Raw genomic sequence first — 23,341 nt, 5'->3', positions numbered from 1 at the left:
TACCTATGCGTAGGGGACCTCTAAAGGAGTCTCCCCACCCTCTTGATTAAACCAATCCGAGAGGAACGTATTCAATTCCTGTTTTGTCTGAAACTGCTTCAATACCGAGTAATCCGCGGCGCGAACCGAAACTCGCACCTCACGTTTAGGCATGAAAAAAATCCCACGACACAACAACGCCTTTGCAGCCTGTTTGAACACTTTGCCTAACTTTGGCGTGTTTCCTGTTTTATACCGCGAGAAAGAACTCCCCCAAAGCCCTGTAATCTTAATTAAGAATACATCACATTCCTTGGCTCTATGCAAAATAGCATAAGCAGAATGTTGATTCACAATCTCTTCCTTACCATTTCTGGATAATCTTCCTGATGGATAAAGAAGCAGACTTTCCTTGTTATCTAGTGCTTGGGTTGCGCATTCATAAAAACGCTCCATCCTTTCAAGCAAACGCTTATCATCCCTTCCCGGGACAACAGAAGGCACAGGGATGGCTCTTACAGAATCAAGAAACCATTTAACCACTGGATTATTAAATAAATAATCTACTGCCATAGGCCGCACGTGAAACTTCAACCAAAATACGTGCTCTAAAATGACAGGGTCTATTTCCGCTACATGGTTGGAAAGAAACAAAGCTCCTTTCTGAGGATTCGGACTGATTGCCTCTAATCCGTCAACCGATACACGATAGCGAAGTTTTAAAGCACATCCGACGAGAAAAGAATAAATCACCTCATACAGCCTGCGCCAAAACCCTATCCTCATACTTCCTCTTGGTTATATTAAAATTATTTATGCACAAAGGAGTGCAATATTTCCCTATCCAAATTAACAGGTTTTCATTCTGAAAAGAACTATTCTTTTCATTTATTATCAAAAAAATATCGAAAAATCGTATTTTTCGTTAATAATCTTTACAAAAATACAAGTTATTTATGCAATCCTTTAACAGCTCCGCTCTTGATAAGAAACCTTCTCTCTGGTTAGGATGTCCCCCTCGATAAAGCAACAATCCCTTTCCATAAAGAGTGATCGTTGTCTCTTTCAAACAGCGGAAAAGCTTATGTTCCCCCTTCTCATCGACTGTCAAAAAGCTGCAGAAACCGTTGTCATGCAGGCTATGCTATCACTTATGCGTTATCGAAAAGCGCATAAATTCATTCCTTCCTGGAAAAAGCCTGATCAGACATACGTTACTCCCGCTGACTACGCAATCCAATATTATTTTTATCAGAAACTCACCTCTTTATTTCCGCATATCCCTTTGGTCGGGGAAGAAACTCTCAATCCAGCTACAGATCACGACAAAATTCCTCAAATTATACACTTTGCCAAACAGCTGGATCCGAAAGTTTCTTCCCAAGATCTTTATCACGCGCTCTCTCCAGACAACTCCCGCTCATCCCTATTTTGGTTAACAGATCCTATCGATGGCACCACAGGATTCATCAAACAACGTTGTTTTGCTGTTGCTCTTTCTTTGTTTTATGAACACACTCCTGTTCTTTCTGTCATTGCCTGTCCTACATCAAAAGGTGGATCTTTTAAAATTTATTCAGCAGCGAAAGGTGAAGGGCTCATGATCTGTAATCCCTCTCATTCTTTTCCTTTCTCTCTCCATGAAGACTTCCGTCCTGCCTGTAAATTCTGTGAAGCTTCTCTTTCAGCTAGGAACCACCAGCATTTAACTACTCATATCCTAAGCAAACATCTCCCCTGGAATCCTCAGCCGATTCGTGCGGACAGCCAATGCAAATACGCCTGGGTTGCAGATAATACGGTAGACTTTTTTATTCGTATTCCCTATTCCCCCCCAAGAGCCCATTATAGAGACCATGCTCCTGGGGTGTTTCTTATAGAAGAAGCCGGAGGCCTCGTTACCGATATCTCCGGAACTCCTCTTACCTTTTCTAATCCCAATTTGTATTTGGAAAAACATCCTTTAATTCTTGCTTCTGCCAACGAACGGATGCACAGCACCATCTTGGAAACCCTCTACAGACTTCGTCTCCTGCCTGCTTCAAACTCAGACGTTCTTGAAGAGCCTCCTTTCTTGCCTAAGAATACGCAGCTAAACGCTCTTCAACTATAGCGTTAGCAAGTGTCACTGTATCAAGATTCTCTTGGGCACTTTGGTCGTACAATCTTCTGAGGGTTTTTGGAAGGTTTTCTACTTTCCCCAACACTTCTTTAGGCGCATATTTTTGTCCAACCGAACTAGCAACATTCAATAAACCTCCAGCATTCACCAGATAGTCCGGTGCATACAGGATGCCTCGAGACGCTAATTCCTGCCCTATAGAAGCATTTTCTAACTGGTTATTGGCGGCTCCAACAATAGCTCGACACCGAAGCTGCGGGACGTTGCCAGTATGAATAACTCCTCCTAAAGCGCATGGACACAAAATGTCGCAATCTGAGGACAGAATATCTTCATCTACTTGCGCCCCATACAAAGTGACGATTTCGTCAAGGAGATCTTTCCTGGTGTCATAAACAATTACATTCGCTCCTGCAAAAAACAATTCATGAACCAGCTTGCGTCCAACAGCTCCCAGCCCCTGCACAGCGATCCGCTTTCCTCTCAGGCTCTCTTTCCAAAGGTAATCTACAGTCTCTTGGATACATAAAAATACGCCGTGTGCTGTATAGATAGAAGGATCTCCGCTTATCGATTCTAGACCACAAACATAAGGAGTTTCCTCATGAATGATCGAGACATCCTGAACCGAGACTCCCACATCTTCAGCGGCGATATACATCCCTTGCAAAGAATCCACAGCCTGACCAAATGCCCGTAACATACCTTCTGTAGGACTAGAAAGTCCTTGTGGTAGAAGAATAACGCTTTTCCCTCCGCCAGTTCCTGTGTTGCTCAAAAGGGCTTTGTATGTCATTGCTTTTGACAAACGCAAAGCATCTTGTAACCCATCATCGAAATTAGAATAAGCGCAAGCTCGAATTCCCCCTAAAGCAGGCCCTACTTTTGTCTGGTGAATAGCGATCACAGCAACCAGCTGCACAGCATCACAGCTAATTTTCAAAACCTGTTCATATCCTTCAATATGAAGGTCTTCGATTAGCAAAGAGTATTTCATATTCTATGTCCAGCTTATAGCATTCTGCAGTACAGAAGCTCTTGTTTTACAAAAAAAACCCTTCTGAAAGGGTTGTTGAAAGGAACTTTTCAATATTCTTCATGATGACAAAAATAAAAGCAAAAAGAAAGGGCCTCCCATTCAAAATAAAACTTTGTTCTACAATCTGGATGCTAAAACTATTGGACGAATAAGCTGTTAGCACAGGATAATTACTACCAAAACACTTTAATAGAGGGTTATCTCATGTCTAAAACACCTGTATCCATAGTCCATCCTTGGCATGGGCCCGTACTGACGCGCGATGATTACGAGTCTCTTTGTTGTTATATAGAAATCACTCCTCAGGACTCAGTTAAATTTGAACTAGACAAGGAGAGCGGTTTACTCAAAGTCGACCGTCCGCAGAAATTTTCTAACTTTTGTCCTTGCTTATATGGCCTTCTTCCTAAAACCTATTGTGGAGAGCTTTCTGGAGCTTATAGTGGCCAACAAAGTAATCGAGAAAACATCAAAGGCGATGGAGACCCTCTTGATGTTTGCGTGTTAACAGAAAAGAACATCACCCACGGAAATATCCTTTTGCAAGCGCGCCCTATTGGAGGCATTCGTATTTTAGATTCCGGAGAGGCTGACGATAAAATCATTGCTGTTCTAGAGGATGATCTAGTCTATGGCGCTTTAGAAGACATCTCCGACTGTCCTGGCACTGTTTTAGACATGATTCAACACTATTTTTTAACTTATAAAGCCACTCCAGAGAGCTTAATTCAAGCCAAACCGGCTAAAATTGAGATCGTAGGCCTATATGGGAAAAAAGAGGCCCAAAAAGTGATTCGGCTAGCTCATGAAGATTATTGCAATCTGTTCATGTAAAAAAGGAAAAGGCTGTTGTGAGAAATCCCACAACAGCCTTCCCAACCAAGTTTTTTCATCCTAGGGAACTTTACGAAGCAAATAAATAGCTCTGCACAAATTTATCCGCTTCCGTAACAATATTACGAATTTCTGGGAAATTTAAAAGACGCAAACCTTCTTGCAAGCTCAGCCACTGCACATCACAAATTTCATTCGGATCCGCATGCACCTCTCCCTTGACTTCTGCAATAAAGTACGTTACTTCTTTACGCACAAAGACTTCTTCTTTGTCGTTAAAGGAATAATTTTCCACAAATATTTTTGGGAAAAAACTAACAATTCCTAGACCAGTCTCTTCAACAAGTTCTCGTTCTGCAGCTTCCTGAGGGCCTTCTTTTTCCTCAGCATGCCCTTTAGGGAAACCCCAATGTTTTCCATCTGTATGGCAGATAAAACAAGCCTTTAAAGTACTTTTATCCGGAGTACCAAAAAATCTGATAGGAATAACGCCAAAAGAATATTCGTGCTTAGTTTTCATCATAGTGAAGGTTCATACCTCGAAAATAATATCGTTGAATTGTGTCCGCCGAAACCAAAAGAATTGGACATCGCCACATCCACATCCCAATCTTGGGCTGTGTTTGCAACCACATCAAAATCTTCTATTTCTGCTATCGGATTTTCTATATTGATTGTTGGGTGTAACTTCCCAGTCTGGATGGCTTGAATAGTCGCAACAGCTTCCACTCCTCCAGCAGCTCCCAAGCAATGCCCTATCAAAGACTTAGTCGAATTCATTCGCAAGTTTTTGATATGGCTTCCAAAGGCCTTTTTCAAAGCCAATACCTCTGACAGATCCCCCAACGGAGTGGAGGTCCCGTGTGCATTAATATAATTTACTCGCTCTTTAGGAATCCCAGCCTTGTTCAAAGCTCCTAGCACGCACGCTGTGATTCCTTCTCCATCATCCCTGGGAGCGGTAATATGAAAAGCATCGCAAGTCGTGTAGGTCCCAAGCACTTCGGCAAAAATAGGAGCCCCTCTCTTCAGAGCATTGTCCAGGGTCTCCAAAACCAAAATACCAGCTCCCTCTCCCAAGACAAAACCATCTCGATCTCGGTCCCAAGGACGGGATGCTTGTTCAGGAGCATCATTTCTTTCTGATAATGCACGATTCGCAATAAATCCAGCCAAGCCAACACGATTAATGGCAGCTTCCGTCCCTCCACAAACGATCACATCCGCACGTCCTTCAACGAGGTGCTGGTAAGCTGCATCAATACAGTAATTAGCTGTTGCGCAAGCTGTTGAAATAGAATAGTTTGGCCCCATCAAACCATAATCCATAGCGATCAGAGCAGGAGCCATATTCGTAATGATATAAGGAATAAAAAACGGAGATAATTTCCGATTCCCCGCCGAAAGTTTTTCGATCCCTTCATCAAGAGTGCGCAGCCCCCCCATCCCAGAACCAATAATCACCCCACAACGATGCGGATCTGCAGGGAGAGACTCTTGGTCCCACCGGGACATAGCTATCGCTTTCTTTGCAGCTACAACTGCATATGTAATAAAAGGATCAACTCGTCTCGCCTGTTTTTTATCTAAATAAGGTTCTGGGTTAAATTCTTCTATCCAGCCAGCAAAACGCGTAGCGTAATCGTCGCAGGGGAAAGATGTGATCGTTCGCACTCCGCTAATCCCAGCCAATAGGCTATCATAGAAAGCTTCTACTTCATTCCCTAGGCAGGAGACTATCCCCATTCCCGTAACGACTACACGTTTTTTGTTCATACTTTCTCCTTTAAGAAGCTAGACAATCAGATGTAATGATTGCGCCATCTTTCCATAATTCTTCTAAGCAATACTGCTCTCGCACCGAAGAAACAAATAAATGGACGACTATAAATCCGTAATCAATAACAACCCAATCACTATGACTAAGTCCTTCCACATTTAATGGATAGACTTTTAGTTTTTTTAACTCCTCTATAATTGTATCAGCTATAGCCTTAACGTGAACCCCAACATTTCCTTCAGCAAAAATAAAATAATCTGTTAGCTGGGAAATCCCCTGAACATCTAAAACAACGGGGTTACGGCCTTTTTTGTTATCAATAGCTCCAACAATTACCTTCAATAAATTTAAATAATACGAATCCATAAAACTGGCCTGAGAATACCCGATTATCCAAGATAAGGTCGAGCTTTTTTTCTAGAGAGAAAAATCCCCTTTAGCCCAAGCTCTCGTGGACATTCTTTATCAAAAATCATCTCTTTCTTTTAGCGAGATTACCTACCTTGAAAAGAGCCCTCTTAAAAAGACAATCAACACGTACTAACTAATATCCTCATAGGAATTCATTTTGGATTCCCATTTCATCCTTATGAGACAGAGTTCTTCGTTCAAGGCTTAGCTTCTCGCAACTATTTTTCGTTTGCTCTTTGTAAGAACAAATCGAGCCCCTTTAGGATACGCCGTATACCTAGATGTTTTCTAGTCCTAAGTTTTCTACTCTTTAAAACGCTTCAAAAAAAAATAGTCAAAAGGCTTTACACCTTTTGACTATTTTCCTAATCAACTACACTCGCTTTTAAACGAACTGCTGAATTTGCTTTTTCAGCTCGATAATCGCGGCATCTAGTTCTTCAAGCGCTCTCCGATCTTCCTCTACCATAGCACTGTACTGTAGAGCGCGGTCGAAGTCGAGACCAGAGCCTCCCAATAACTTCTTATCACACTCCAGTTTAGCTTTAAGCTCTTTCCGTCGCAGCATCCGCTGTTCCAGAACCTGCCGCATATTTAAAACTTTTTCTTTAGCATCTGGGCAGGCTAACATTTGCTCTTCCATCCGCTGAAGAATGCTTCTTTGCGCAGCATTAATTTGATTATCTAGAGCCACTTTCTTTGAATAAGGAAGGTGAGCCATCTTCTTCACCGCCTCTTTCAACTCCTGACAACGCTCTTTGCTCCCTTCTAGAAGCTCTCCCTCTTTACACGACTCACAGAAACTTTGCACTTCGTCTTCCAAGGCCTGAATAGCTTCTGCCCTAGCCTGCTCGGCTTTTGCTTGCAGTTCTTTCTTCTCTTTCTCGGCTACGGCTTCCCTTTCTCGAATCTGTCCCAACAAAGTTTGAATACGGCCCTTCACTAAAACAACGTCGTCATGAACTAAAGAGAGTCCTCGGATCTGTTTAGAAATTTCCTCTATTTCCTTACGAATCTTTTGGATCTCCGCATTCTCCTGCAAAAGAGCCTCTACCTGATCTAGCCGCTCCTGAACTTTTTTCACATTTTCAGCAGAGGCAGCCGCTAAACGACTCTGCTCTTGTCGAATTTCTTTTTCTAAGCCCTTCAGTTGATCCCAACACTGACTTAGCCGTAATCGTGTTGAAGAAAAGACTGAAGAAGAGATCGCAAGATACTTTGCAGCCTGCTGCAGTCTCTTGATTTCTTTTCTCAAGAAAAAGACTGTTTTTTTAAGAGATTCCCGAGAAGCTTTTGCAAAATATTTTTCAACAAAAGCATCCACATCTTGAGCAAAAAGCTCACTGACTTGCTCCGTCAACTCTTTTCTGCGAGGGAAGACTTTGTTCCCTAAAACCGATAATTTCTGGAAAAACTGGCTCTTGAGTCGCATACGCATACTCATATTCATGAGCTCTTTTCTCAAATTGATAATTTTAGAAGAGAAACTACTCAGCCACCGCAGATCTGCATGCGTCGATAAATAAAAATCCTTATGAGCAGCTAAACTTTGGATCTCTAGCGCAGCTCGATCCTCTTTAGAGATTTCCTCTTTTTCTGTTTTTACAAAGAAATCGTTAACATCTGATTCTAAACAAGAGATAGCTAACTCAATTTGTCCGACCAAGAACGCTCCCTCTTCATCTTGTAAGATCTTCAGATGGCGCCCCTCCCTTGTCAATTCGGTATAGCGTCCCCAAAGGCTTGCTCGCTGAACGGGATCTCCCATTTGCTGGAACAATGGCAGACAAAATTTTCTTACACTCCAGAATAATTTCAGATCACTGCTCTGATCAGCATTCTTCAATAAAGATTCCATCTGCTCCAAAGCAAACACAATCTTTTCTTCAACAGAGCCTCTTTCTGCAACCATCTGCTCAAAAGAGTCCATTGACTCACACGATGGAACATTCACAACTTCTGCCAACGACTCTGAGGCAGGCAACTCTTCTTTAACACAATCCGCTTCTACTGTCTCCTGATTGCAGCAAACTGTTTGCTCTACTTCTGGCGTATTTGATCCCTGTTCTGGAATATCCATATGATAACTGTTGGTTAGTGTGAGTCTTGACAAAAAAAACAATAGGTAGTCAAAGTTTGCTCTGGCAATGCATTATCGTCAACGGTTTTATGGAGTCTCCAGAAAGAATTTCGTTCCAAGAAGGTCTTCGTCTGTTTTGCTTTTCCCCCTTAGAAGAGCTCCGAATCCGTGCAGATGCGTTACGTAAAAACCGTCACCCTCAAAATACTATTACCTATGTCTTAGATGCCAATCCTAATTACACCAATATTTGTAAAATAGATTGTTCTTTTTGCGCCTTTTACAGAAAACCGAAATCTCCTGATGCATATCTTCTTTCGTTTGATGCGTTTCGCGAACGAATGCAGCGCTATGTTCAAATGGGGATTAAAACAGTATTACTGCAAGGTGGCGTGCATCCCAAAATCGGTATAGATTATTTAGAAACTTTAGTTTCAATTACTAGACAAGAGTTCCCTTCTCTACATCCTCATTTTTTTTCTGCAGTAGAAATCTCCCATGCAGCTCAAGTCTCTGGAATTTCAACAGAAACCGCTCTCATGCGGCTCTGGGATGCCGGGCAGCGCACCATTCCAGGAGGAGGAGCAGAAATCTTATCCGAGAGAATTCGCTCATTGATATCCCCAAAGAAAATGCAGCCTAACGGCTGGATAGAATTCCATAAACTGGCACACCGTCTGGGATTTCGTTCGACAGCAACTATGATGTTTGGACATTTAGAGAACGCAGAAGATATTCTTTTGCACCTACAGGCTCTTCGTGATGCTCAAGATGAAAATCCAGGATTTTTTAGCTTCATCCCCTGGAGCTATAAGCCGAACAACACAGCTTTAGGCCGACGCGTCCCTCAGCAAGCATCTCCAGACCTTTATTACCGTATTCTTGCGATTGCAAGAATTTTTTTAGATAATTTTGACCACATTGCAGCATCGTGGTTCGGCGAAGGGAAAGAAGAGGGATTGCAAGGCCTGTTCTATGGAGCCGATGATTTTGGGGGCACTATTCTCGATGAAAGTGTGCACAAATGCACGGGATGGGAGGTGCGTAGTTCTGAGCAAGAAATCCGCTCGATGCTTATCCGCGCGGGATTCACCCCAGTAGAACGAGACACTTTTTATCGCCCGATTGCTTCCGTAGTCTAGCCACAAGAGAAATAGTCCTGAGCAATTTTTCTTGCAAGATCATCGAGAGTTTTCCCCTTAGAGCTCAGCTCTCTAAATAACGGATAGCGTTTAAACCACGTGCGTTGTTTTTTCGTATAACGCCAGGTGTTAGTAATAAATTTCTGTTTTGTCTCTTCGAATATCTCTTTGGGACTTCCTAGTTCCAAAAATTCGATCCATTCCCTATATCCGATGGCTCGTGATGCCGATGTATTTTCTTTGATCCCCGAAGCCAGCAGAGAACGCACCTCAGACAAAAGTCCATCCTCTAGCATCTGATCGCAGCGTTCTAAAATATTATTCCGCAATAATTCCGGATCCGGAGACAGCAGCCAGCCTCGACAATGGTACTCTTTCGATTCATTGACAGTAGACTCCCACGAATAACTCGAAACTTTGTTCCCAGTCTTTCGAATAATCTCCAAAGCACGAATAATTTTATTCTTATCGTGCTTGGTGATGGTTGCTGCATAAGTTGGATCCAACCCTTCTAATTCTTGATAAAGAGCACCGACACCCCGCTCTTGCTCCTCTCGCGTCAGTTGCTCTCGCAATGCAAAATCAGGAGAAGGTCCCTGCGGAGGTCCGGCTAGAAAAGTGTGGAAATAAAATCCTGTCCCTCCGACAAGAATGGGGACTTTATTACGCGATAAAATATCTTGGCAGGCTTGTATTGCATGGTAATAGAAATCCACAGCGTTGAAAGGATCCTGAACATGACAAATATCGATCAAATGATGAGGAATTGCTTGACGGGTAGCCAAAGAAACTTTTGCAGTTCCAATATCCATTCCCTGATACACCTGCATAGAATCTACGGAAATAATCTCTCCATCAATAAGTGGAGCTAATTTCAAAGAAACCGCTGTTTTCCCTGATCCCGTAGGGCCTGCCAACAGAATCACTGTCCGCTTGAACATTTTTGAAAAAGTTTTTTGAGGATCCAAACATACCGCGAATCCTGTGGTAGATCCCGAAGAAGCTGGTAAAGGCATAGTTTAAAAATCGCTAAAAGATTCTTGTTCTGCTTTACGGATGGTAATGACTTTATCCAATCCTGCGACTCGGATGATATCAGCAACTTCATCTCTAAGACAACAGATACAAAGCTTGCCGTTACGATTTTTTGTTAATTTTGCTAATGAAAGAAGTAAGCGCAACCCCGCGCTACTCATATAAAAAACTTTTTCCATATTTAGAAGTATATTTACACGTCCTTTCTCAACAGTTTTTGTTAAAAAATCTTCTAAAGAAGGAACTGTCACAGCATCTAAGTCCCCTTTTAAAGAAACTATGAAAATATTTTTGTATTCTCTTGCTATCCATTCCATAGTTGGCCCTCTAACTTATTTTTAATCTCGCAATGAAATTCTTGACGGAAGGAGTAACTACCTTTTATTTTCAAATAAGGGTTTCTGACTTTTTTTCTCTCTAAAAAAGAAATTCTTTTTAGATTCTCCTAGAGGTGTTTCCGAGGTTATTTTGCCCTCCCGTAGATTCTCTTTTTTAGCACGTATATGGCGTTGTCTTTCGGCTAAAGGGCCTAGGTATTCTCTTTCCTATTCTTTTGTGTGCATCTTTGTCAGTGTTCTAATTTTTTTGCCTATTAGCTTATGGATTACCTTCCCTAATTTTTGGGCTTTCAAACAAACCTTAACTCCTATCAAAACTTTATTCCTTACCTGTATAGAACCTCCTCATCTTCCAGAACCTTTTTTTTCAGAGCTATTGCAACTTTCTGCGGATAAACCTGCTTACCTACAAACGTTTTCTACTAAATCGGCAGAACACTTTTTGAACTCCCTCGGCATTTTTTCCTTCCTTTCCATTGAAAAAGTTCCTGATCACAAAGGACTTGCAATTGCCTATTCCGTATCCCCCCCCTTAGCTTTTCTAGGGAACAAAACCCATACACTCATAGGATTAGAAGGGAAGGTGTTCCCGTCGCTCCCCTTTTTTCACTCATTCAAACTTCCTGAAGTCTTTGTCCCTGAGGCAGCCCTTACCCAACCACAGCTTCCCAGACACATGCTTGATATCATAAAAATCTTAATAGACAATCTACAGATAGATCCCCCAAGCATCATCGACCTATCTCAAATAGATAACTATCCAGGAGAGTTTGTAGTTCGTCTCGCTTCCGGAGGATTATTGCGGTTTCGGAAAGACTCTTTTTTGTCCGGGATTCAACATTACCAACGAGGGCTCGCCCAAGGAGCCTTTTCTCCAGAAGAAACCTCGGTTTATGATCTACGTTGCAAAGACTACCTTTTATTGAAACGCAAGTAAAAAAAAAGCTCTTTCTTGCTTCAAAAATTATTACCATAAACTAGCCCATAACGGCCTGTAAGCGAAAATATTGACGCTTTTTTAGAATTTCATATATTCTTCGCATAATCTTGGGAAAGAGCCTCTTATCAAGATATTTATTTCTCAACTTACATTGGATTTTATGGAAGATTTTGCAGCGTACATCGTCAAAAATTTAGTTGCCAATCCCAGTTCCGTAGAGATTCGATCATCCGAGGATAAAGCCAGTGCAACCCTTAAGCTGGAAATCCATACGGCCTCTGAAGACATGGGGAAAGTTATCGGAAGAAAGGGACAAACTATACAAGCATTAAGAACCATTCTGAAACGCGTGGGCGCCAGACTTCAGAAAAAAATCCTTGTTGAGCTTGCTCAACCAGAGAATGGTAATCTTGTAGATCAAGAAGCTCTGTCTCTAGACTATGCAACAGCATCCTCTACTGAAGATTTTGAGGAAGACTCTCCATTTGTTGAAAACAGCGTTGAAGAAGAACCCTCTGTTATTGTCCGCACTCTAGCTGGCGTATGCCACGGCTGTACTTGCTCTCATCATCACGATTAGCTTGACGGCTTCAAAAGGAATTCCTCCATTTTGAGCGCTACCGCACAACGAACGCTTGATCTACAAAAGATGGCGATATCAAGCGTTGGCGGTGATCAAAACGTTGTAATCCATCTATCACCAGTTGATGAATAATTTGTTCACAACTCCACCCCTTGCGAACAAATGCTGTAAGAAAAGGACTTGACTCTGTCGTTCCAGGAATAGGATTAATTTCCGAAAGCCAAAAACTCCCTTCATCATCCACCAAAAAATCAATACGACAAGATCCCTTCCCTTGTAATAAACGATAAATTTTTTCTGCTGCTCCGAGTAGCTGTTCTTGCATCTCTTGAGAAAGATCTACATCAAATACAATCTGCGCACTAGGCTTTCCGCTTAGCCCATATTTCTCGCAATAATCAATAAATCCTCCGCTTCCACGTCGTTCATGCATTCCTGCTACAAAAAAGACTCCTGCACCATCCCCCAAGAAAGAAACTTCTATCTCCTTACAACCTAAGCGACTCTCTTCTATAAAAACATCGTTATCCAGAACAAAAGCTTCGTGAATCGCTTCTCGCAACTCCTGAGCATCATGCACTTCAAAAACCCCGATACTGGACCCTAAGTGGGCAGCTTTTACGAACATCGGGAATGAAAAAGCCTTCATGATCTGGGCTAAACACTTCTCTGGATCTTGCTTCCAGCCCGTCAATGTCAGAGGTAAGTAAGGAACAACAGGAATCCCTAGATCACTCATAAAACGTTTAGTAAGCACCTTATTCATTCCTATCGCAGCAAAAACAACGGAAGGTCCCGTATACGGCTTCCCAATCGTCTCCAAAAATCCCTGTATAGCTCCATCTTCTCCATAAGGACCGTGTAATATAGGAACTATTACATCTAGTCTCTCTAGCTGCATCGCTATCTCGGGATCGAAAATAGACTTCTCGGAATCCTCAGTCCCTTCTAGCAAGGAAACCTTTTTCCATAACCCTTCGCGGGTAATTATGAATCCCTGTACCTCATAAAAAGTCGAAGAAAGATGGCGCGCTATATTCTTTGCAGATAAAATAGAAATATCGTGCTCACAAGATCGTCCCCCACAGAGGATTCCTAAAGACAGCTTCTTCGGCTCAAAATCTTGTAAACTCTCTCCTAAAGTCACAATATTACCAGCGCCTAAAGAGACACACACATCATGTACACGAATACGCTGCTCTAAAAACCTTTTCAATTCCTGGAAAGGAACATACGTACACTTTACTAAAGACTCCCGACTAATCGACTGCGCAAGCTCCTGATAAGGAACCTCTTCCTCTCTCTCCCCCGCTCCGTATACTTCTGTTAAGAACACCTCATCAGCATATTTGAATGCAGAGGGAAAACGCTCCCAACACTCTTTTAATCGAGAAAACCGGTGAGGCTGACAAATGGCTAAAACGCGTCTTTGTCCAACAGCAGCACGAACAGCTTGCAGTGTGCAGGAAATCTCCGATGGATGATGTGCATAATCTTCTAAGAAAAGAAACGTCTCCGACACATTTTTTCTTTGCAATCTTCGTTGGACCCCTGAAAATTCCCGCAAAGCATCCCTAATCGTGAGTTCATCTATTCCTAAAGAGAGAGCAATGCCCATAGCGGCAGCAGCATTCATCACGTTATGCTCACCGGCTAACTGAACTTCTACATCCTCATAGAGAATCCCTTGATACTGCGCTGTAAAGAATACTCTCCATTCCTCCTGGCGATAAGATAGAATATGCAAATCGCAGGAGGAAGAAAATCCAAATGTATTTCCCTTCAAGGAAGAGCGCAACAGAGAGCAATCGCCGTTGTACCAACAGCTCCGCCGCGTTCTAAAAGCAAAGTCTTGCAAAGAAGCAAGCAGGGCCCCTCGGTCTCCACCAAAATTCGATAGATGCTCATCATCAATGTTCGTAATAACAGAAAATTCTGGTAAATAATGCTGAATAGACCCATCGCTCTCATCAGCCTCTGCAACGAAGTACTCGAATCCTGAGCCTCCATTTATTCCGTCTCCATTTAACCCGCCTATCGCAAAGGAAGGTGTTGTTCCCAATTTTTGTAAAATCGCAGTGATTAAAGAAGAGACTGTTGTCTTGCCATGGCTCCCTGTCACGAAGATAGAAATCTGGTCTTTAGCAAGCTCTGCCAATAACTCGGCTCTATGGATGAGCCGATGTCCTCGATTTTTAGCAGATAAAAATTCTGGATTTTCCTGAGAAATTCCCGAGCCGTATACAACTACCGCTCCCTCTGGAATATGTTCTTCTCTGTGCCCTAGAAAAAATTTCGCTCCCTTGTTTTTTAAAGTCTGTACTATTTCTCCTTCTAAGAGATCGCTCCCTGACACACGATACCCTCGGTCAAGAAGGATGTGTGCCAAAGCACTCATTCCAATCCCACCAATGCCAATGAAGTGGTAAAACAAGCTTTTCATCGTGAGCCTATAGAGATTCGCAGATAAACTGATATAATGATTTGAAGGATTTTTTCTTTTGAGCGGCTAGCAGGGCTTTGCGCCTATTTTCACTAGTTGCTGAATCTAAAGCAAGCAAAACCTGCTTGCGTAAACTTTCTTCCGTTAAATGCTTTTGTAAAATCATACTCCCTCCCCCTACGGTTTGCGTAAAAAATTTTGCATTTGCTTCTTGATGTCCGTAGGCTCCTGGGTAAGGAATAAGTATTGCTGGTACCTGAACCCAAAGCAACTCATTAATAATCGTCGCCCCCGAGCGTCCAATCACCAAATCGCTTGCTTGCAATACTCCGAGCATATTGTGAGCAAAAGAAGTTACTGTATGATTAATTCCAGCATCCTGATAAACACGGGAAACAGCCTGCTGATCTCCTTTAGGCCCTACGATGTGATAAACGTAGGCATCCGAATAATTTTCTCGAATATCAGCCAAAGCTCTAGGAACAACGTCGTTTAAAATTTTTGCACCCTGAGACCCTCCCACAACACAAATTACAGGGGATGCTCCAGGGAAAGCGATCGGTTCAGAAGGCTCCCTAATAGGAAGAAAGACCTCTTCCGCGCGACAACGAAAATGCTCGCTAGCAGCAGCAAAAGACACCCCCACTCCTTTAGCAAAATGAGAAAACAATTTATTGACTTTCCCTGGGACAATATTTTGTTCATGCAGAAAAAGAGGGATTCTATTTCGCATAGAAGCAAGCAAGGCTGGTAAAGAATGATAACTCCCAAATCCTATAACAACATCTGGAGCAAAAGCAGAGATCTGTTGAAGCGCTGCGCTATAGCCTTGATACAGCCGTTTAGCCCCTGACACCATTTTGTTGATACGAAAAGAAAATGGTGACCCAGCAGGAATATCACAGTACAATACATCTGACTTCTTCTGTAAAAAAGAAGTCAACCCATTCCCTAAAAGTAATACCTCAATCTTTTCCTTAATAAAAGTCTCTCTGGCTGATAACGCTGGGATGATGTGCCCTCCCGTTCCCCCAACTGCCAATACAACCTTGTTGATTTTCTTCATCACATATCCTTAATAGCAATCCAACGCCACACATATTCGCAATGAGAGAAGATCCTCCCTGACTAAAAAAAGGAAGATTTACCCCCTTACTAGGCAGCAACCCAGAAACCACTCCTAAATTGATAAAAGCTTGCATTCCAATAATCACTGTGATGGAAATAGCGAGCGTTGCTCCAGATAAAAGAGAAGCTTTCATGGCAATGACATACCCGCTATAAATAAATCCCATGTATAGAAGAATCAATAGGAGCATTCCAACAAAGCCAAACTCTTCTGCATAAATAGCGGCAATATAATCATTCTGCGCCTCAGGAAGATAGGTTAGCTTCTGCAATCCTTTCCCTGGCCCCTTACCAAAAAGTCTTCCAGATCCTGCTGCGATCTTTGCTTGATATGGTTGATGTCCTTTCCCTTTAATATCTAATTCTGGATGTAAATAGACCTGTAAACGATTGCGTACATAAGGAAGCCGATAAGCAAACACTCCTCCGACACAGAGAATACACAGCAACGGAATAAGCCAATAACGCAATCTTACTGCAGTGACAATAAACACGGGGATTAAAGAAAAAGCAATCACTGCAGCAGATCCATTATCAGGCTCAATAGCGATCAAACAAATAGGAATAAATAGCACAGCAACGAAAGCCACAAAATGCTTAAAACTATTTCGGATAGAGGCTTTTGTGGTCAGACATTCAATAGCAACACAAGGGATTAAATATTTCACGAACTCTGAAGGCTGTAATGTGAGTTGACCCACTCCCAACCAACGTCTTGCTCCATTCCTACAGACTCCCACTCCAGGAATAAGAACCAAAACCAAAGCTACGCCCGCAATAATGAGAAGCGTTGGGCTCATCTTAAGAAAATCTTTCCACCCTAGGGCATAAACAAACGAAGCAATGGCAAAACCTAACCCTAGATAGGTGATCTGCCGGATCAAAGCTTTGTGCGTGCTGCACGCCAAAGCTCGATCCAACACCTCCGCTGATGAGGTATCGAATACCATAATCAGCCCAAGAGAAAAAATTCCCAACAAACAGGAAATCAGGAACCATTTCATAATAATCGTCAGAGATTTATCGAATACGCAATCTATCTCCAGGACGTAGTTTTCGAGCTTTTTGCTCGTCTAATCCATTCAATTTTAGCAACTCATCTAGTCGAATCCCATTACTCAAAGCAATTGCCCAAGGACTATCCCCCTCTTTAACAACATAGAAATCATCTGGATTAGGAGTTTTCACTTGAAGGTCTTTTTCTGGTTTTTGTGTTTTAGGAACACGCAAAACTTGTCCTATTTGCAATTGTGTCGAAGACAAATCATTGAGTTGCATTAATGCAGAAACTGTCGTGTGATTCGCTCTAGCAATTCGCTCTAAAAAATCTCCTTTCTTAACAACGACTGTAGAAAACGTTTCTTTCTCCGCAACTTTGTCTACGCTCTGAGCAGGGACAACGGGAATCTCCGGAGCCGAAGCTTCAACAACCTCTGGCGCAAGAGAAGGCTCCTGAGAAGAAGCTGGGGGCTCTTTTCCTGAAGTTATATTTTTATCTGCAAATTGCGCAGCAAGTTCCGCTTTAGAAACAACAGGTTTAGAAACAACAGGATTTCTAATAATTTGAGCTGGCTTAGCAATTACTTCTGGCTTTTTCTCTGGCTTTTCAGAAGCCTTCTCAACAATAGGGACCGGCTCTAAAATTTTAATCGGGGCTATTTTCGGAGAATACTCTATCTCAGGCTCCGAATGTCGCGCTGTTATAAACAATACAGCCAAGAGCACCGCATTCACAGCGGCTGCTATAATCATCGTGTTTCTACGATTCATAAAAGAACCTCTTCCATCCCAACCAACTGCTTAAATATTGCTCCCCGCTCTTCATAACTACGAAATTGATCAAAGCTAGCACAAGCCGGAGATAATACCACAATATCTCCAGGAACCGCTTGTTCTTCTGCACATAGCAAGGCTTCCTGTAGATCTCTCACTACCGTCACAGGGAATCCCTCCAAATCCCGAGCAATCTCCGGAGCGCTCTCTCCCATAGCAATGACTCTCTTCGCAGCTCTACGCAATGCTGGCAACAAAGCTGAAAATGTGTATCCTTTATTTCTACCACCAAGAATCACAATCGCCCGACTACCTATGCTCAAAAGAGCCTTTTCCGTAGCGCTCACTGTGGTTGCCTTACTGTCATTGATATAATGCACTCCCCCCCTTTCTCCTAAATACTCCATCCTATGAGGAGGTTTTTTAAAAGTGGCTACAGCCTCTATAAAAAGGGATTTCGCTATCGGGAATTCTGCTTGAGCAAGCAGATATGCGCAACAATAGTTGTATTTATCATGCAAGTACAATGGTTTTAATGCACTTTCTTTATCTAGTAAATCCATAGACTTTTGTACTTCTTCCCAATAAACTCGCTTGCCAAAACGCTGATCCCCAACCCAAAGATTTTCAGGATTCTGCATACATAAAGCAAGATTCTGCTTGGCTTTACAATACTCTGAAAAGCTTCCGTGATAATCTAAATGATTATCCGAGATGTTTAGAATCATCCCTCCAGATAAAACAGGATAGACATCTCTTTGATCGGCAAGCTGGAAAGAACTGATTTCAATAATCCGCACCCCAGGATTTTGCATACCTTCTAAAATAGGGATCCCCACATTCCCCATAGCAAAAGACTGAATTCCTGCTTTTCTTAGCAAATATTCTAAAAATAATACGGTCGTTGTCTTTCCTACAGTCCCTGTGATCCCAAAAGACTTGTTTTCTAAAAATTTCTTCGTTTGAAATGCTAGTTGAATATCCGTCACAACTGGAATTTGAGCAGCCTTTGCAGCTACCACCCAAGGATGCTCCAGAGGAACTCCTGGAGAGCGCACAACATAATCTACCTGTGAAGGGAACTCGTCGCTCTCTAAGTATGATTCATGAATATACGGACAAGCGCATAATGCCTGAGGGGAACTATCCACACCCAATACCCGCACGCCCTTTTGGGCTAAAAAACGTGCCACAGACTTCCCCGAGCGTCCTAGACCAATAACAACAACACGCTCAGCTTCCATACGATTCTCCTCTAATTCCAGAACACCGCAATAATCCCAATTACAACACAAAGAAACTCAACCAGCCAAAAGTTACGCACCACAACATTTTCTGGAGACCCTTTGTACTCATAATGGTGATGCAAGGGAGAGCAAAGGAAAACCCGCTTCTTTCTTAATTTACAACTTCCTACCTGCACAATAACAGACAAAGATTCTAGAACAAAGATTCCTCCCATGAATAGTAGAAAAAACTCTGCTCGCAACAATACAGCACAAATACCGAGCATCCCTCCTAAAAACAGGGATCCTGTATCCCCCATAAATAGGCGAGCAGGAGACTTATTATAGCGAAGAAATCCTAAACAGCTTCCAGCTAAAGTCGCTAAAAGCACACCAGAAATTAAAGCCCAGGGAGCCCCATTAGCGAACGCAACGACAAGCATCCCAAAGCAAGCAATTACCATGGATCCCGCAGCAAGTCCATCCAATCCATCTGTAAGATTCACAGAATTGCTGGTTCCTACAATAGCTAGTACAGCAATAACAAAATTCACTAGATAGCTCAACCAACACGGAGGCAAGGACACTATTCCCATAAAAGGAAGATGCATGCATAGAAAGCTTTCTTTATAAGCCAGCATAATAGAAAGGACAGCTCCGACAGCTAAACAGTTTTGTATGAAAAATTTCTGCTTAGCAGACAATCCATGCCCTACCTTACGCTTGTTCTTGATCTGGTCATCACGCCATCCTAGCCCCCCCCAGCATAACGCCATTCCTACTAAAAACCACGTAGACCAAAGATTTTTAGGTAAAAATAAAAAAATAGAAAAAATGGCTGCAAAAACAAAGATCACTCCCCCTGCAGTGGGAATGTGTGCTTTGTTTTTATGTAGCATTTCTAACTTTTCGCAGTAGTCTTTACGAATCTGATCTTGGAATCCTTGTTTTTTCAACAAAAAAATCAGCGGTTTTGTTAGTCCTAAACTAAAAAACAAGCTGAAAAAAAAAGCTTTCAAAACACTAATTAGGGAGAGCATCCGTTCTCTCTTTTTTTATGAAGGTGACGTTTATAAAGAGTTTCTATCTTAAATAGGAGATTGCAAAAAGCTAACGATTTCTTTTCTTACACTCCAAAAATCCCTCGTCTTCATCTTAGGAAAAGGAAAAACATGGCAATAAAGTTTCTAATTCTAAGCTCCTAGAACCTTTAAGTAGAACAACATCCCCCTGTCGCACTAACGATTTGACAACATGCATAATTTCATTGACAGAACCATAAAATTCTATCTGGCAATTGGCATCTCGCACCGCATCTCTAACAGGGAACCATTTTTCTCCGATGAAAACAACCACATGCGCTTTTGTTACCGCTTTTCTAGCTACAGCAACATGACATTCATTAGAATATTTTCCCAATTCAGCCATATGGCCAAGGATAAATACCCTTTTGCCTCCCTCAGGAGGGACTGGAACCGCATCTAAAGCAGCTAACATGGAATCAGGACTGGCATTATATGCGTCATTAATCACACGAATTCCATTATATTCTTGCTGTTCGAAACGCATAGAAGGCAAAATCAGAGAAGGGCTTACCTGCTCTAAACGATCCATAGGGACATTAGTGAGCCAAGCTAAGGCTACCGCAACAAGAAAATTCATATAAGCTGGCGAATAAGGAAAAACCACTGGCAACTCAATATCTCCGTCAGGAGCACTAATGAGAACTCCATCAGAATGAATGGCTCGGTAGTAAAAATCGGCAGTTTCATTATTCATAGAAAAAGAAAACTGTTCAGCCGCAGAATTTTTTTTCATAAAAAAAGGAAACCAAGAAGAATCTTTAGGGAGAAGCTGAAGCCCACATCTCTCCAACAATAAACTCTTCTCCTCGACAATCCCCTCAGTTCCTTTATCGTGGAAATTCATCGCATGCTGCACATCGATATGTGTAATTACTCCAATAGAGGGCTCGATGACTTCTAAAAGATTCTTCATATTTCCTGGTTCAGAAACTCCCATTTCTAAAAGAAGAAAATCCTCATCCCCATCAGCCATCAATATACTCAAGGGAAGCGTGAGCTGCGAATTATAACTTTTCGGACTTGCAAAAACTTTATAAAAAGAAGAGAGCAATTGTTGCGCAAAACTTTTTGTTGTTGTTTTCCCTACCGATCCAGTTATTCCTATCACTTCTCCTTGGAACAAGGCCCCCTGAGTTCTCCCCGCTTCTCTCAGAGACTCTCGAGGATCTGCCACATGCAACAACTGTAGACCATAACTAGGACCCCGGTAGTCGTGTGCTACTACAGCAGCCACAGCTCCAGCCTGCGCTGCCTGCTTCAAAAATAGATGCCCACTCGTTCGATTTCCTGGGAGGGCAAAAAAGATATCCCCAGGCAAAACAAGCCGACTATCAATAGCGACTCCAGTGACTGTTTTCCCTGAGCGAGGGATTTCGATATCTAACAACAAAGAAGACCATTCTTCCAATAAAATAGGCCGCATAGTAGATCCCCTGGCTCCGCATAGGAAACAAACAACTCAACAAAAATAGCTTTCTAAAGCGATCTCTTTCTTTCCTCTAGAGACCTAAAAATTATTCTATATTCATTATCAATTCAACCTCTAACAAATGCTTTTTGCTTAGATACAAAACCTTTTGGTAAAAACTTTGTTCCATTCCTACTGGATCCAAAAAAAGATCCTACAAAATACACACGCTTATTGACTTTTCTTCATGACTTCGCGTACACTTGGGCTTCTTTAGGTGGCATCGCCAAGCGGTAAGGCCGAGGCCTGCAAAGCCTCTATCCCCGGTTCGATTCCGGGTGCCACCTTCTTAAATCTCGTTGTGATCTAACTAGCAAGTTGGTAGTGTTCTGAAAAACAAAGGGAACCTTTGCAAGACACTTAGCCATGCCTCACGAAAACAATGGGATGCATCGCAATGCCATCCATCAATTATTTTCCGGCCTTGATAAGGCTTACCAAATAGTCAAAGGGTTTTATGGCCCCGCGCACTTCTCTACTCCGAAAGATTTTCTCAAAGGACGCGGTTATCATATTCTCTCTCGCATAGAACTTTCAGATCCCCTTGAGCGCATTGGAGTGTACTTTGCTCAATCCTTAGCAAAACAAATCTATAATCGCCATTCAGATGGCGTGATCTCTGCTGTAATCCTTCTTCGAGCTTTTTTAAAAGCCTCCCTCCCTTTCATTGACCAAGGACTTTCTCCCCGACTTCTCGCTTCTGCTCTGGCCGCAAAAAAACAGGCTGTATGTGCTCACCTACAGTCCCACTCGTTTCTCCTAAAAGACACTTCAAAAGTGCAAGGATTGATTCGCTCTCACCTTCCCGATCCTATTATTGGAGAGGTCTTTGCTGAAGCTCTTGCTCATATAGGACAAGAAGGAGAGATTGCTTTATCTCAAAGCAGCGGTCCCTCTCTACGTTTCGTTAAGGGAATCCAAATACAAAAAGGGTACCGGGTTCCCTCTTTTTTCCCTCAAGATTCTTTTCATGAAAATCCTTTGGTAGCTCCTAAAATTTTTGTCACAGACCAAAAAATCCACTCGCTTTTTCCTTTTCTTCCTCTACTTAAACAATTTTCTGAAGGGCAGACTCCTCTTATCATTTTTTGCAAAGAAATCTCTCCCAATCCACTGGCCACCTGCATTGCAAACCGTATAGCAGGGCTTTTAGATGTTTTAGTTGTGACCGTTGCTGATCCAGATCTCCTGGAAGACATTGCATTACTCACAGGAACGACAGTTTTTTCAACGCTACCTTTCTCTAATAAACCTCCTATAGAGCTTCCTTTGTTAGGCTCGTGCACCTGGGCTGAGTTATCTCGAGATCACACCCTATTAGTCTGTGAAAACCTTGTTCCAGAAGTTGTGAAATTAAAAATCAGACAACTTGATTACGCCCTACAAAACGCAGAAGACGAACGTTCTCGACAAAAGCTGAAAGAACGAAAGCAGCGCTTAGAACACAGTATTGCGATTATTCCTATCGAACAAGAGACCGCTCCCTTATATCAACTCGCTTTACACACACTAAACACAACAAAAGAATCTGGTTTTGTTTTAGGAGGCGGTGCAGCTCTTCTTTACGCCTCTCAAAACCTTCAGTCCGCTCCAGAGGATTCTCAAGAAGATCTTGCAGCCCTACATATTTTACAAACGGCCTGTCGCACTCTTCTTGAGCAACTTGTTGCATCTGTACACATGGATGGAAAACTTGTTGCCGACAAACTCTGTTCTTTAGGGACTCCAAGTCTTGGATTCAATGTCCTTTCGCAACAAATAGAAGATATGATCTCTGCAGGGATCCTTGCTCCTTTGGCTTCTGTTATGGATATTTTTTCTTACTCTCTCCATACAGCTTTAGATCTTCTTCTTGCCTCCTATACCCTCCCCCCAGGCCCTATAGCAGAAGAGAAAAAGACTTAATTTTTACTAACTATCAACCTATCATGCCGA

General features: G+C 42.3%; 21 protein-coding genes and 1 tRNA gene. 7 read left to right on the top strand and 15 right to left on the bottom strand.

All coding sequences use genetic code 11. From position 1 onward, the window contains the following. Positions 1-3: 3 nt before the first annotated feature. Positions 4-765: a lysophospholipid acyltransferase family protein gene (locus tag B6E89_RS04265; protein ID WP_035407657.1), complete on the bottom strand. Its 762-nt coding sequence runs from the start codon at positions 763-765 to the stop codon at positions 4-6. A gap of 298 nt (positions 766-1,063) precedes the next feature. On the opposite strand from B6E89_RS04265, the gene B6E89_RS04260 reads away from it, so the two are divergent. Next, the gene (locus B6E89_RS04260; RefSeq protein WP_080126970.1) at positions 1,064-2,092 is read left to right on the top strand and encodes an inositol monophosphatase family protein; all 1,029 of its coding nucleotides are present in this window, start codon (positions 1,064-1,066) and stop codon (positions 2,090-2,092) included. Here B6E89_RS04260 and B6E89_RS04255 read toward each other — a convergent pair. Next, positions 2,058-3,098 (bottom strand): Glu/Leu/Phe/Val dehydrogenase family protein, encoded by a 1,041-nt coding sequence (locus B6E89_RS04255; protein WP_080133199.1) that lies wholly within the window; start codon positions 3,096-3,098, stop codon positions 2,058-2,060. The two genes, B6E89_RS04260 and B6E89_RS04255, sit on opposite strands and share 35 nt — an antisense overlap. A gap of 246 nt (positions 3,099-3,344) precedes the next feature. On the opposite strand from B6E89_RS04255, the gene B6E89_RS04250 reads away from it, so the two are divergent. Beyond that, a complete protein-coding gene (locus B6E89_RS04250) occupies positions 3,345-3,974 on the top strand; it encodes an inorganic pyrophosphatase (protein ID WP_080129186.1) in 630 nt (209 codons plus the stop codon). A gap of 70 nt (positions 3,975-4,044) precedes the next feature. Here B6E89_RS04250 and B6E89_RS04245 read toward each other — a convergent pair whose 3' ends face one another. From B6E89_RS04245 to B6E89_RS04230, 4 genes are all read right to left on the bottom strand, one after another. Continuing rightward, positions 4,045-4,497 carry a bis(5'-nucleosyl)-tetraphosphatase gene (locus B6E89_RS04245; protein WP_035407648.1) on the bottom strand — a complete coding sequence of 151 codons (453 nt, stop codon included), beginning with the start codon at positions 4,495-4,497 and terminating at the stop codon, positions 4,045-4,047. Beyond that, positions 4,494-5,750: a beta-ketoacyl-ACP synthase II gene (gene fabF / locus B6E89_RS04240; protein ID WP_080125789.1), complete on the bottom strand. Its 1,257-nt coding sequence runs from the start codon at positions 5,748-5,750 to the stop codon at positions 4,494-4,496. Before fabF ends, B6E89_RS04245 begins: the two co-directional genes overlap by 4 nt. A gap of 10 nt (positions 5,751-5,760) precedes the next feature. After that, the gene (gene rsfS, locus B6E89_RS04235; RefSeq protein ID WP_035407643.1) at positions 5,761-6,120 is read right to left on the bottom strand and encodes a ribosome silencing factor; all 360 of its coding nucleotides are present in this window, start codon (positions 6,118-6,120) and stop codon (positions 5,761-5,763) included. A gap of 430 nt (positions 6,121-6,550) precedes the next feature. Then, entirely contained in the window at positions 6,551-8,245 is a 1,695-nt protein-coding gene (locus B6E89_RS04230) for a coiled-coil domain-containing protein (protein WP_080133198.1), read from the bottom strand. 89 nt (positions 8,246-8,334) lie between these two features. Between B6E89_RS04230 and mqnC the strand changes: the two genes are divergently transcribed. Continuing rightward, positions 8,335-9,387, top strand: a complete 1,053-nt coding sequence (gene mqnC / locus B6E89_RS04225; RefSeq protein ID WP_080126171.1) for a cyclic dehypoxanthinyl futalosine synthase — start codon at positions 8,335-8,337, stop codon at positions 9,385-9,387. Here the strand turns inward: mqnC and miaA are convergent. Continuing rightward, positions 9,384-10,403, bottom strand: a complete 1,020-nt coding sequence (gene miaA, locus B6E89_RS04220; RefSeq protein WP_080133197.1) for a tRNA (adenosine(37)-N6)-dimethylallyltransferase MiaA — start codon at positions 10,401-10,403, stop codon at positions 9,384-9,386. The two genes, mqnC and miaA, sit on opposite strands and share 4 nt — an antisense overlap. Before the next feature lie 3 nt (positions 10,404-10,406). Further along, complete coding sequence (locus B6E89_RS04215) at positions 10,407-10,739, bottom strand: anti-sigma factor antagonist (protein WP_010232755.1); 333 nt, start codon at positions 10,737-10,739, stop codon at positions 10,407-10,409. A 151-nt stretch (positions 10,740-10,890) separates the two neighbouring features. Between B6E89_RS04215 and B6E89_RS04210 the strand changes: the two genes are divergently transcribed. Together B6E89_RS04210 and B6E89_RS04205 are read left to right on the top strand one after the other, a co-directional pair. Next, the gene (locus tag B6E89_RS04210) at positions 10,891-11,697 is read left to right on the top strand and encodes a hypothetical protein (RefSeq protein WP_080128583.1); all 807 of its coding nucleotides are present in this window, start codon (positions 10,891-10,893) and stop codon (positions 11,695-11,697) included. Positions 11,698-11,860: 163 nt separating this feature from the next. Continuing rightward, a complete protein-coding gene (locus B6E89_RS04205) occupies positions 11,861-12,280 on the top strand; it encodes a KH domain-containing protein (protein ID WP_080133269.1) in 420 nt (139 codons plus the stop codon). A gap of 37 nt (positions 12,281-12,317) precedes the next feature. Here the strand turns inward: B6E89_RS04205 and B6E89_RS04200 are convergent, their stop codons facing one another. From B6E89_RS04200 to B6E89_RS04170, 7 genes are all read right to left on the bottom strand, one after another. Continuing rightward, a complete protein-coding gene (locus B6E89_RS04200; protein WP_080133196.1) occupies positions 12,318-14,726 on the bottom strand; it encodes a bifunctional UDP-N-acetylmuramate--L-alanine ligase/D-alanine--D-alanine ligase in 2,409 nt (802 codons plus the stop codon). Positions 14,727-14,733: 7 nt separating this feature from the next. Continuing rightward, positions 14,734-15,792, bottom strand: a complete 1,059-nt coding sequence (gene murG / locus B6E89_RS04195) for an undecaprenyldiphospho-muramoylpentapeptide beta-N-acetylglucosaminyltransferase (protein WP_080121712.1) — start codon at positions 15,790-15,792, stop codon at positions 14,734-14,736. After that, a complete protein-coding gene (gene ftsW, locus B6E89_RS04190) occupies positions 15,704-16,858 on the bottom strand; it encodes a putative lipid II flippase FtsW (RefSeq protein WP_080121711.1) in 1,155 nt (384 codons plus the stop codon). Before ftsW ends, murG begins: the two co-directional genes overlap by 89 nt. Before the next feature lie 16 nt (positions 16,859-16,874). Further along, positions 16,875-17,624: a LysM peptidoglycan-binding domain-containing protein gene (locus B6E89_RS04185; RefSeq protein WP_080124545.1), complete on the bottom strand. Its 750-nt coding sequence runs from the start codon at positions 17,622-17,624 to the stop codon at positions 16,875-16,877. Beyond that, positions 17,621-18,871 carry a UDP-N-acetylmuramoyl-L-alanine--D-glutamate ligase gene (gene murD, locus B6E89_RS04180; protein ID WP_080133195.1) on the bottom strand — a complete coding sequence of 417 codons (1,251 nt, stop codon included), beginning with the start codon at positions 18,869-18,871 and terminating at the stop codon, positions 17,621-17,623. The genes B6E89_RS04185 and murD overlap by 4 nt, the downstream gene beginning before the upstream one ends. 11 nt (positions 18,872-18,882) lie before the next feature. Continuing rightward, complete coding sequence (mraY, locus tag B6E89_RS04175; RefSeq protein ID WP_080133194.1) at positions 18,883-19,893, bottom strand: phospho-N-acetylmuramoyl-pentapeptide-transferase; 1,011 nt, start codon at positions 19,891-19,893, stop codon at positions 18,883-18,885. A gap of 115 nt (positions 19,894-20,008) precedes the next feature. Further along, complete coding sequence (locus B6E89_RS04170; protein ID WP_080132718.1) at positions 20,009-21,361, bottom strand: UDP-N-acetylmuramoyl-tripeptide--D-alanyl-D-alanine ligase; 1,353 nt, start codon at positions 21,359-21,361, stop codon at positions 20,009-20,011. Between the two features lie 261 nt (positions 21,362-21,622). On the opposite strand from B6E89_RS04170, the gene B6E89_RS04165 reads away from it, so the two are divergent. Beyond that, a tRNA-Cys gene (locus tag B6E89_RS04165) sits at positions 21,623-21,693 on the top strand. A gap of 79 nt (positions 21,694-21,772) precedes the next feature. After that, positions 21,773-23,311, top strand: a complete 1,539-nt coding sequence (groEL3, locus tag B6E89_RS04160; RefSeq protein WP_080133193.1) for a variant chaperonin GroEL3 — start codon at positions 21,773-21,775, stop codon at positions 23,309-23,311. The last annotated feature ends 30 nt before the right edge of the window (positions 23,312-23,341 follow it).

It is taken from the genome of Chlamydia suis, assembly GCF_900169085.1.
GTDB classification, from domain to species: Bacteria; Chlamydiota; Chlamydiia; order Chlamydiales; family Chlamydiaceae; genus Chlamydia; species Chlamydia suis.
The sequence above is the reverse complement of the archived record's forward strand: the minus strand, read 5'-3'. Positions and strand labels throughout refer to the sequence as shown.

Coding starts and splice junctions, on each gene's coding strand:
- B6E89_RS04265 (WP_035407657.1), bottom strand. CDS start 765: ATGAGGATAGGGTTTTGGCGCAGGCTGTATGAGGTGATTTATTCTTTT.
- B6E89_RS04260 (WP_080126970.1), top strand. CDS start 1,064: ATGTTCCCCCTTCTCATCGACTGTCAAAAAGCTGCAGAAACCGTTGTC.
- B6E89_RS04255 (WP_080133199.1), bottom strand. CDS start 3,098: ATGAAATACTCTTTGCTAATCGAAGACCTTCATATTGAAGGATATGAA.
- B6E89_RS04250 (WP_080129186.1), top strand. CDS start 3,345: ATGTCTAAAACACCTGTATCCATAGTCCATCCTTGGCATGGGCCCGTA.
- B6E89_RS04245 (WP_035407648.1), bottom strand. CDS start 4,497: ATGATGAAAACTAAGCACGAATATTCTTTTGGCGTTATTCCTATCAGA.
- fabF (WP_080125789.1), bottom strand. CDS start 5,750: ATGAACAAAAAACGTGTAGTCGTTACGGGAATGGGGATAGTCTCCTGC.
- rsfS (WP_035407643.1), bottom strand. CDS start 6,120: ATGGATTCGTATTATTTAAATTTATTGAAGGTAATTGTTGGAGCTATT.
- B6E89_RS04230 (WP_080133198.1), bottom strand. CDS start 8,245: ATGGATATTCCAGAACAGGGATCAAATACGCCAGAAGTAGAGCAAACA.
- mqnC (WP_080126171.1), top strand. CDS start 8,335: ATGGAGTCTCCAGAAAGAATTTCGTTCCAAGAAGGTCTTCGTCTGTTT.
- miaA (WP_080133197.1), bottom strand. CDS start 10,403: ATGCCTTTACCAGCTTCTTCGGGATCTACCACAGGATTCGCGGTATGT.
- B6E89_RS04215 (WP_010232755.1), bottom strand. CDS start 10,739: ATGGAATGGATAGCAAGAGAATACAAAAATATTTTCATAGTTTCTTTA.
- B6E89_RS04205 (WP_080133269.1), top strand. CDS start 11,861: ATGGAAGATTTTGCAGCGTACATCGTCAAAAATTTAGTTGCCAATCCC.
- B6E89_RS04200 (WP_080133196.1), bottom strand. CDS start 14,726: ATGAAAAGCTTGTTTTACCACTTCATTGGCATTGGTGGGATTGGAATG.
- murG (WP_080121712.1), bottom strand. CDS start 15,792: ATGAAGAAAATCAACAAGGTTGTATTGGCAGTTGGGGGAACGGGAGGG.
- ftsW (WP_080121711.1), bottom strand. CDS start 16,858: ATGAAATGGTTCCTGATTTCCTGTTTGTTGGGAATTTTTTCTCTTGGG.
- B6E89_RS04185 (WP_080124545.1), bottom strand. CDS start 17,624: ATGAATCGTAGAAACACGATGATTATAGCAGCCGCTGTGAATGCGGTG.
- murD (WP_080133195.1), bottom strand. CDS start 18,871: ATGGAAGCTGAGCGTGTTGTTGTTATTGGTCTAGGACGCTCGGGGAAG.
- mraY (WP_080133194.1), bottom strand. CDS start 19,893: ATGCTCTCCCTAATTAGTGTTTTGAAAGCTTTTTTTTTCAGCTTGTTT.
- B6E89_RS04170 (WP_080132718.1), bottom strand. CDS start 21,361: ATGCGGCCTATTTTATTGGAAGAATGGTCTTCTTTGTTGTTAGATATC.
- groEL3 (WP_080133193.1), top strand. CDS start 21,773: ATGCCTCACGAAAACAATGGGATGCATCGCAATGCCATCCATCAATTA.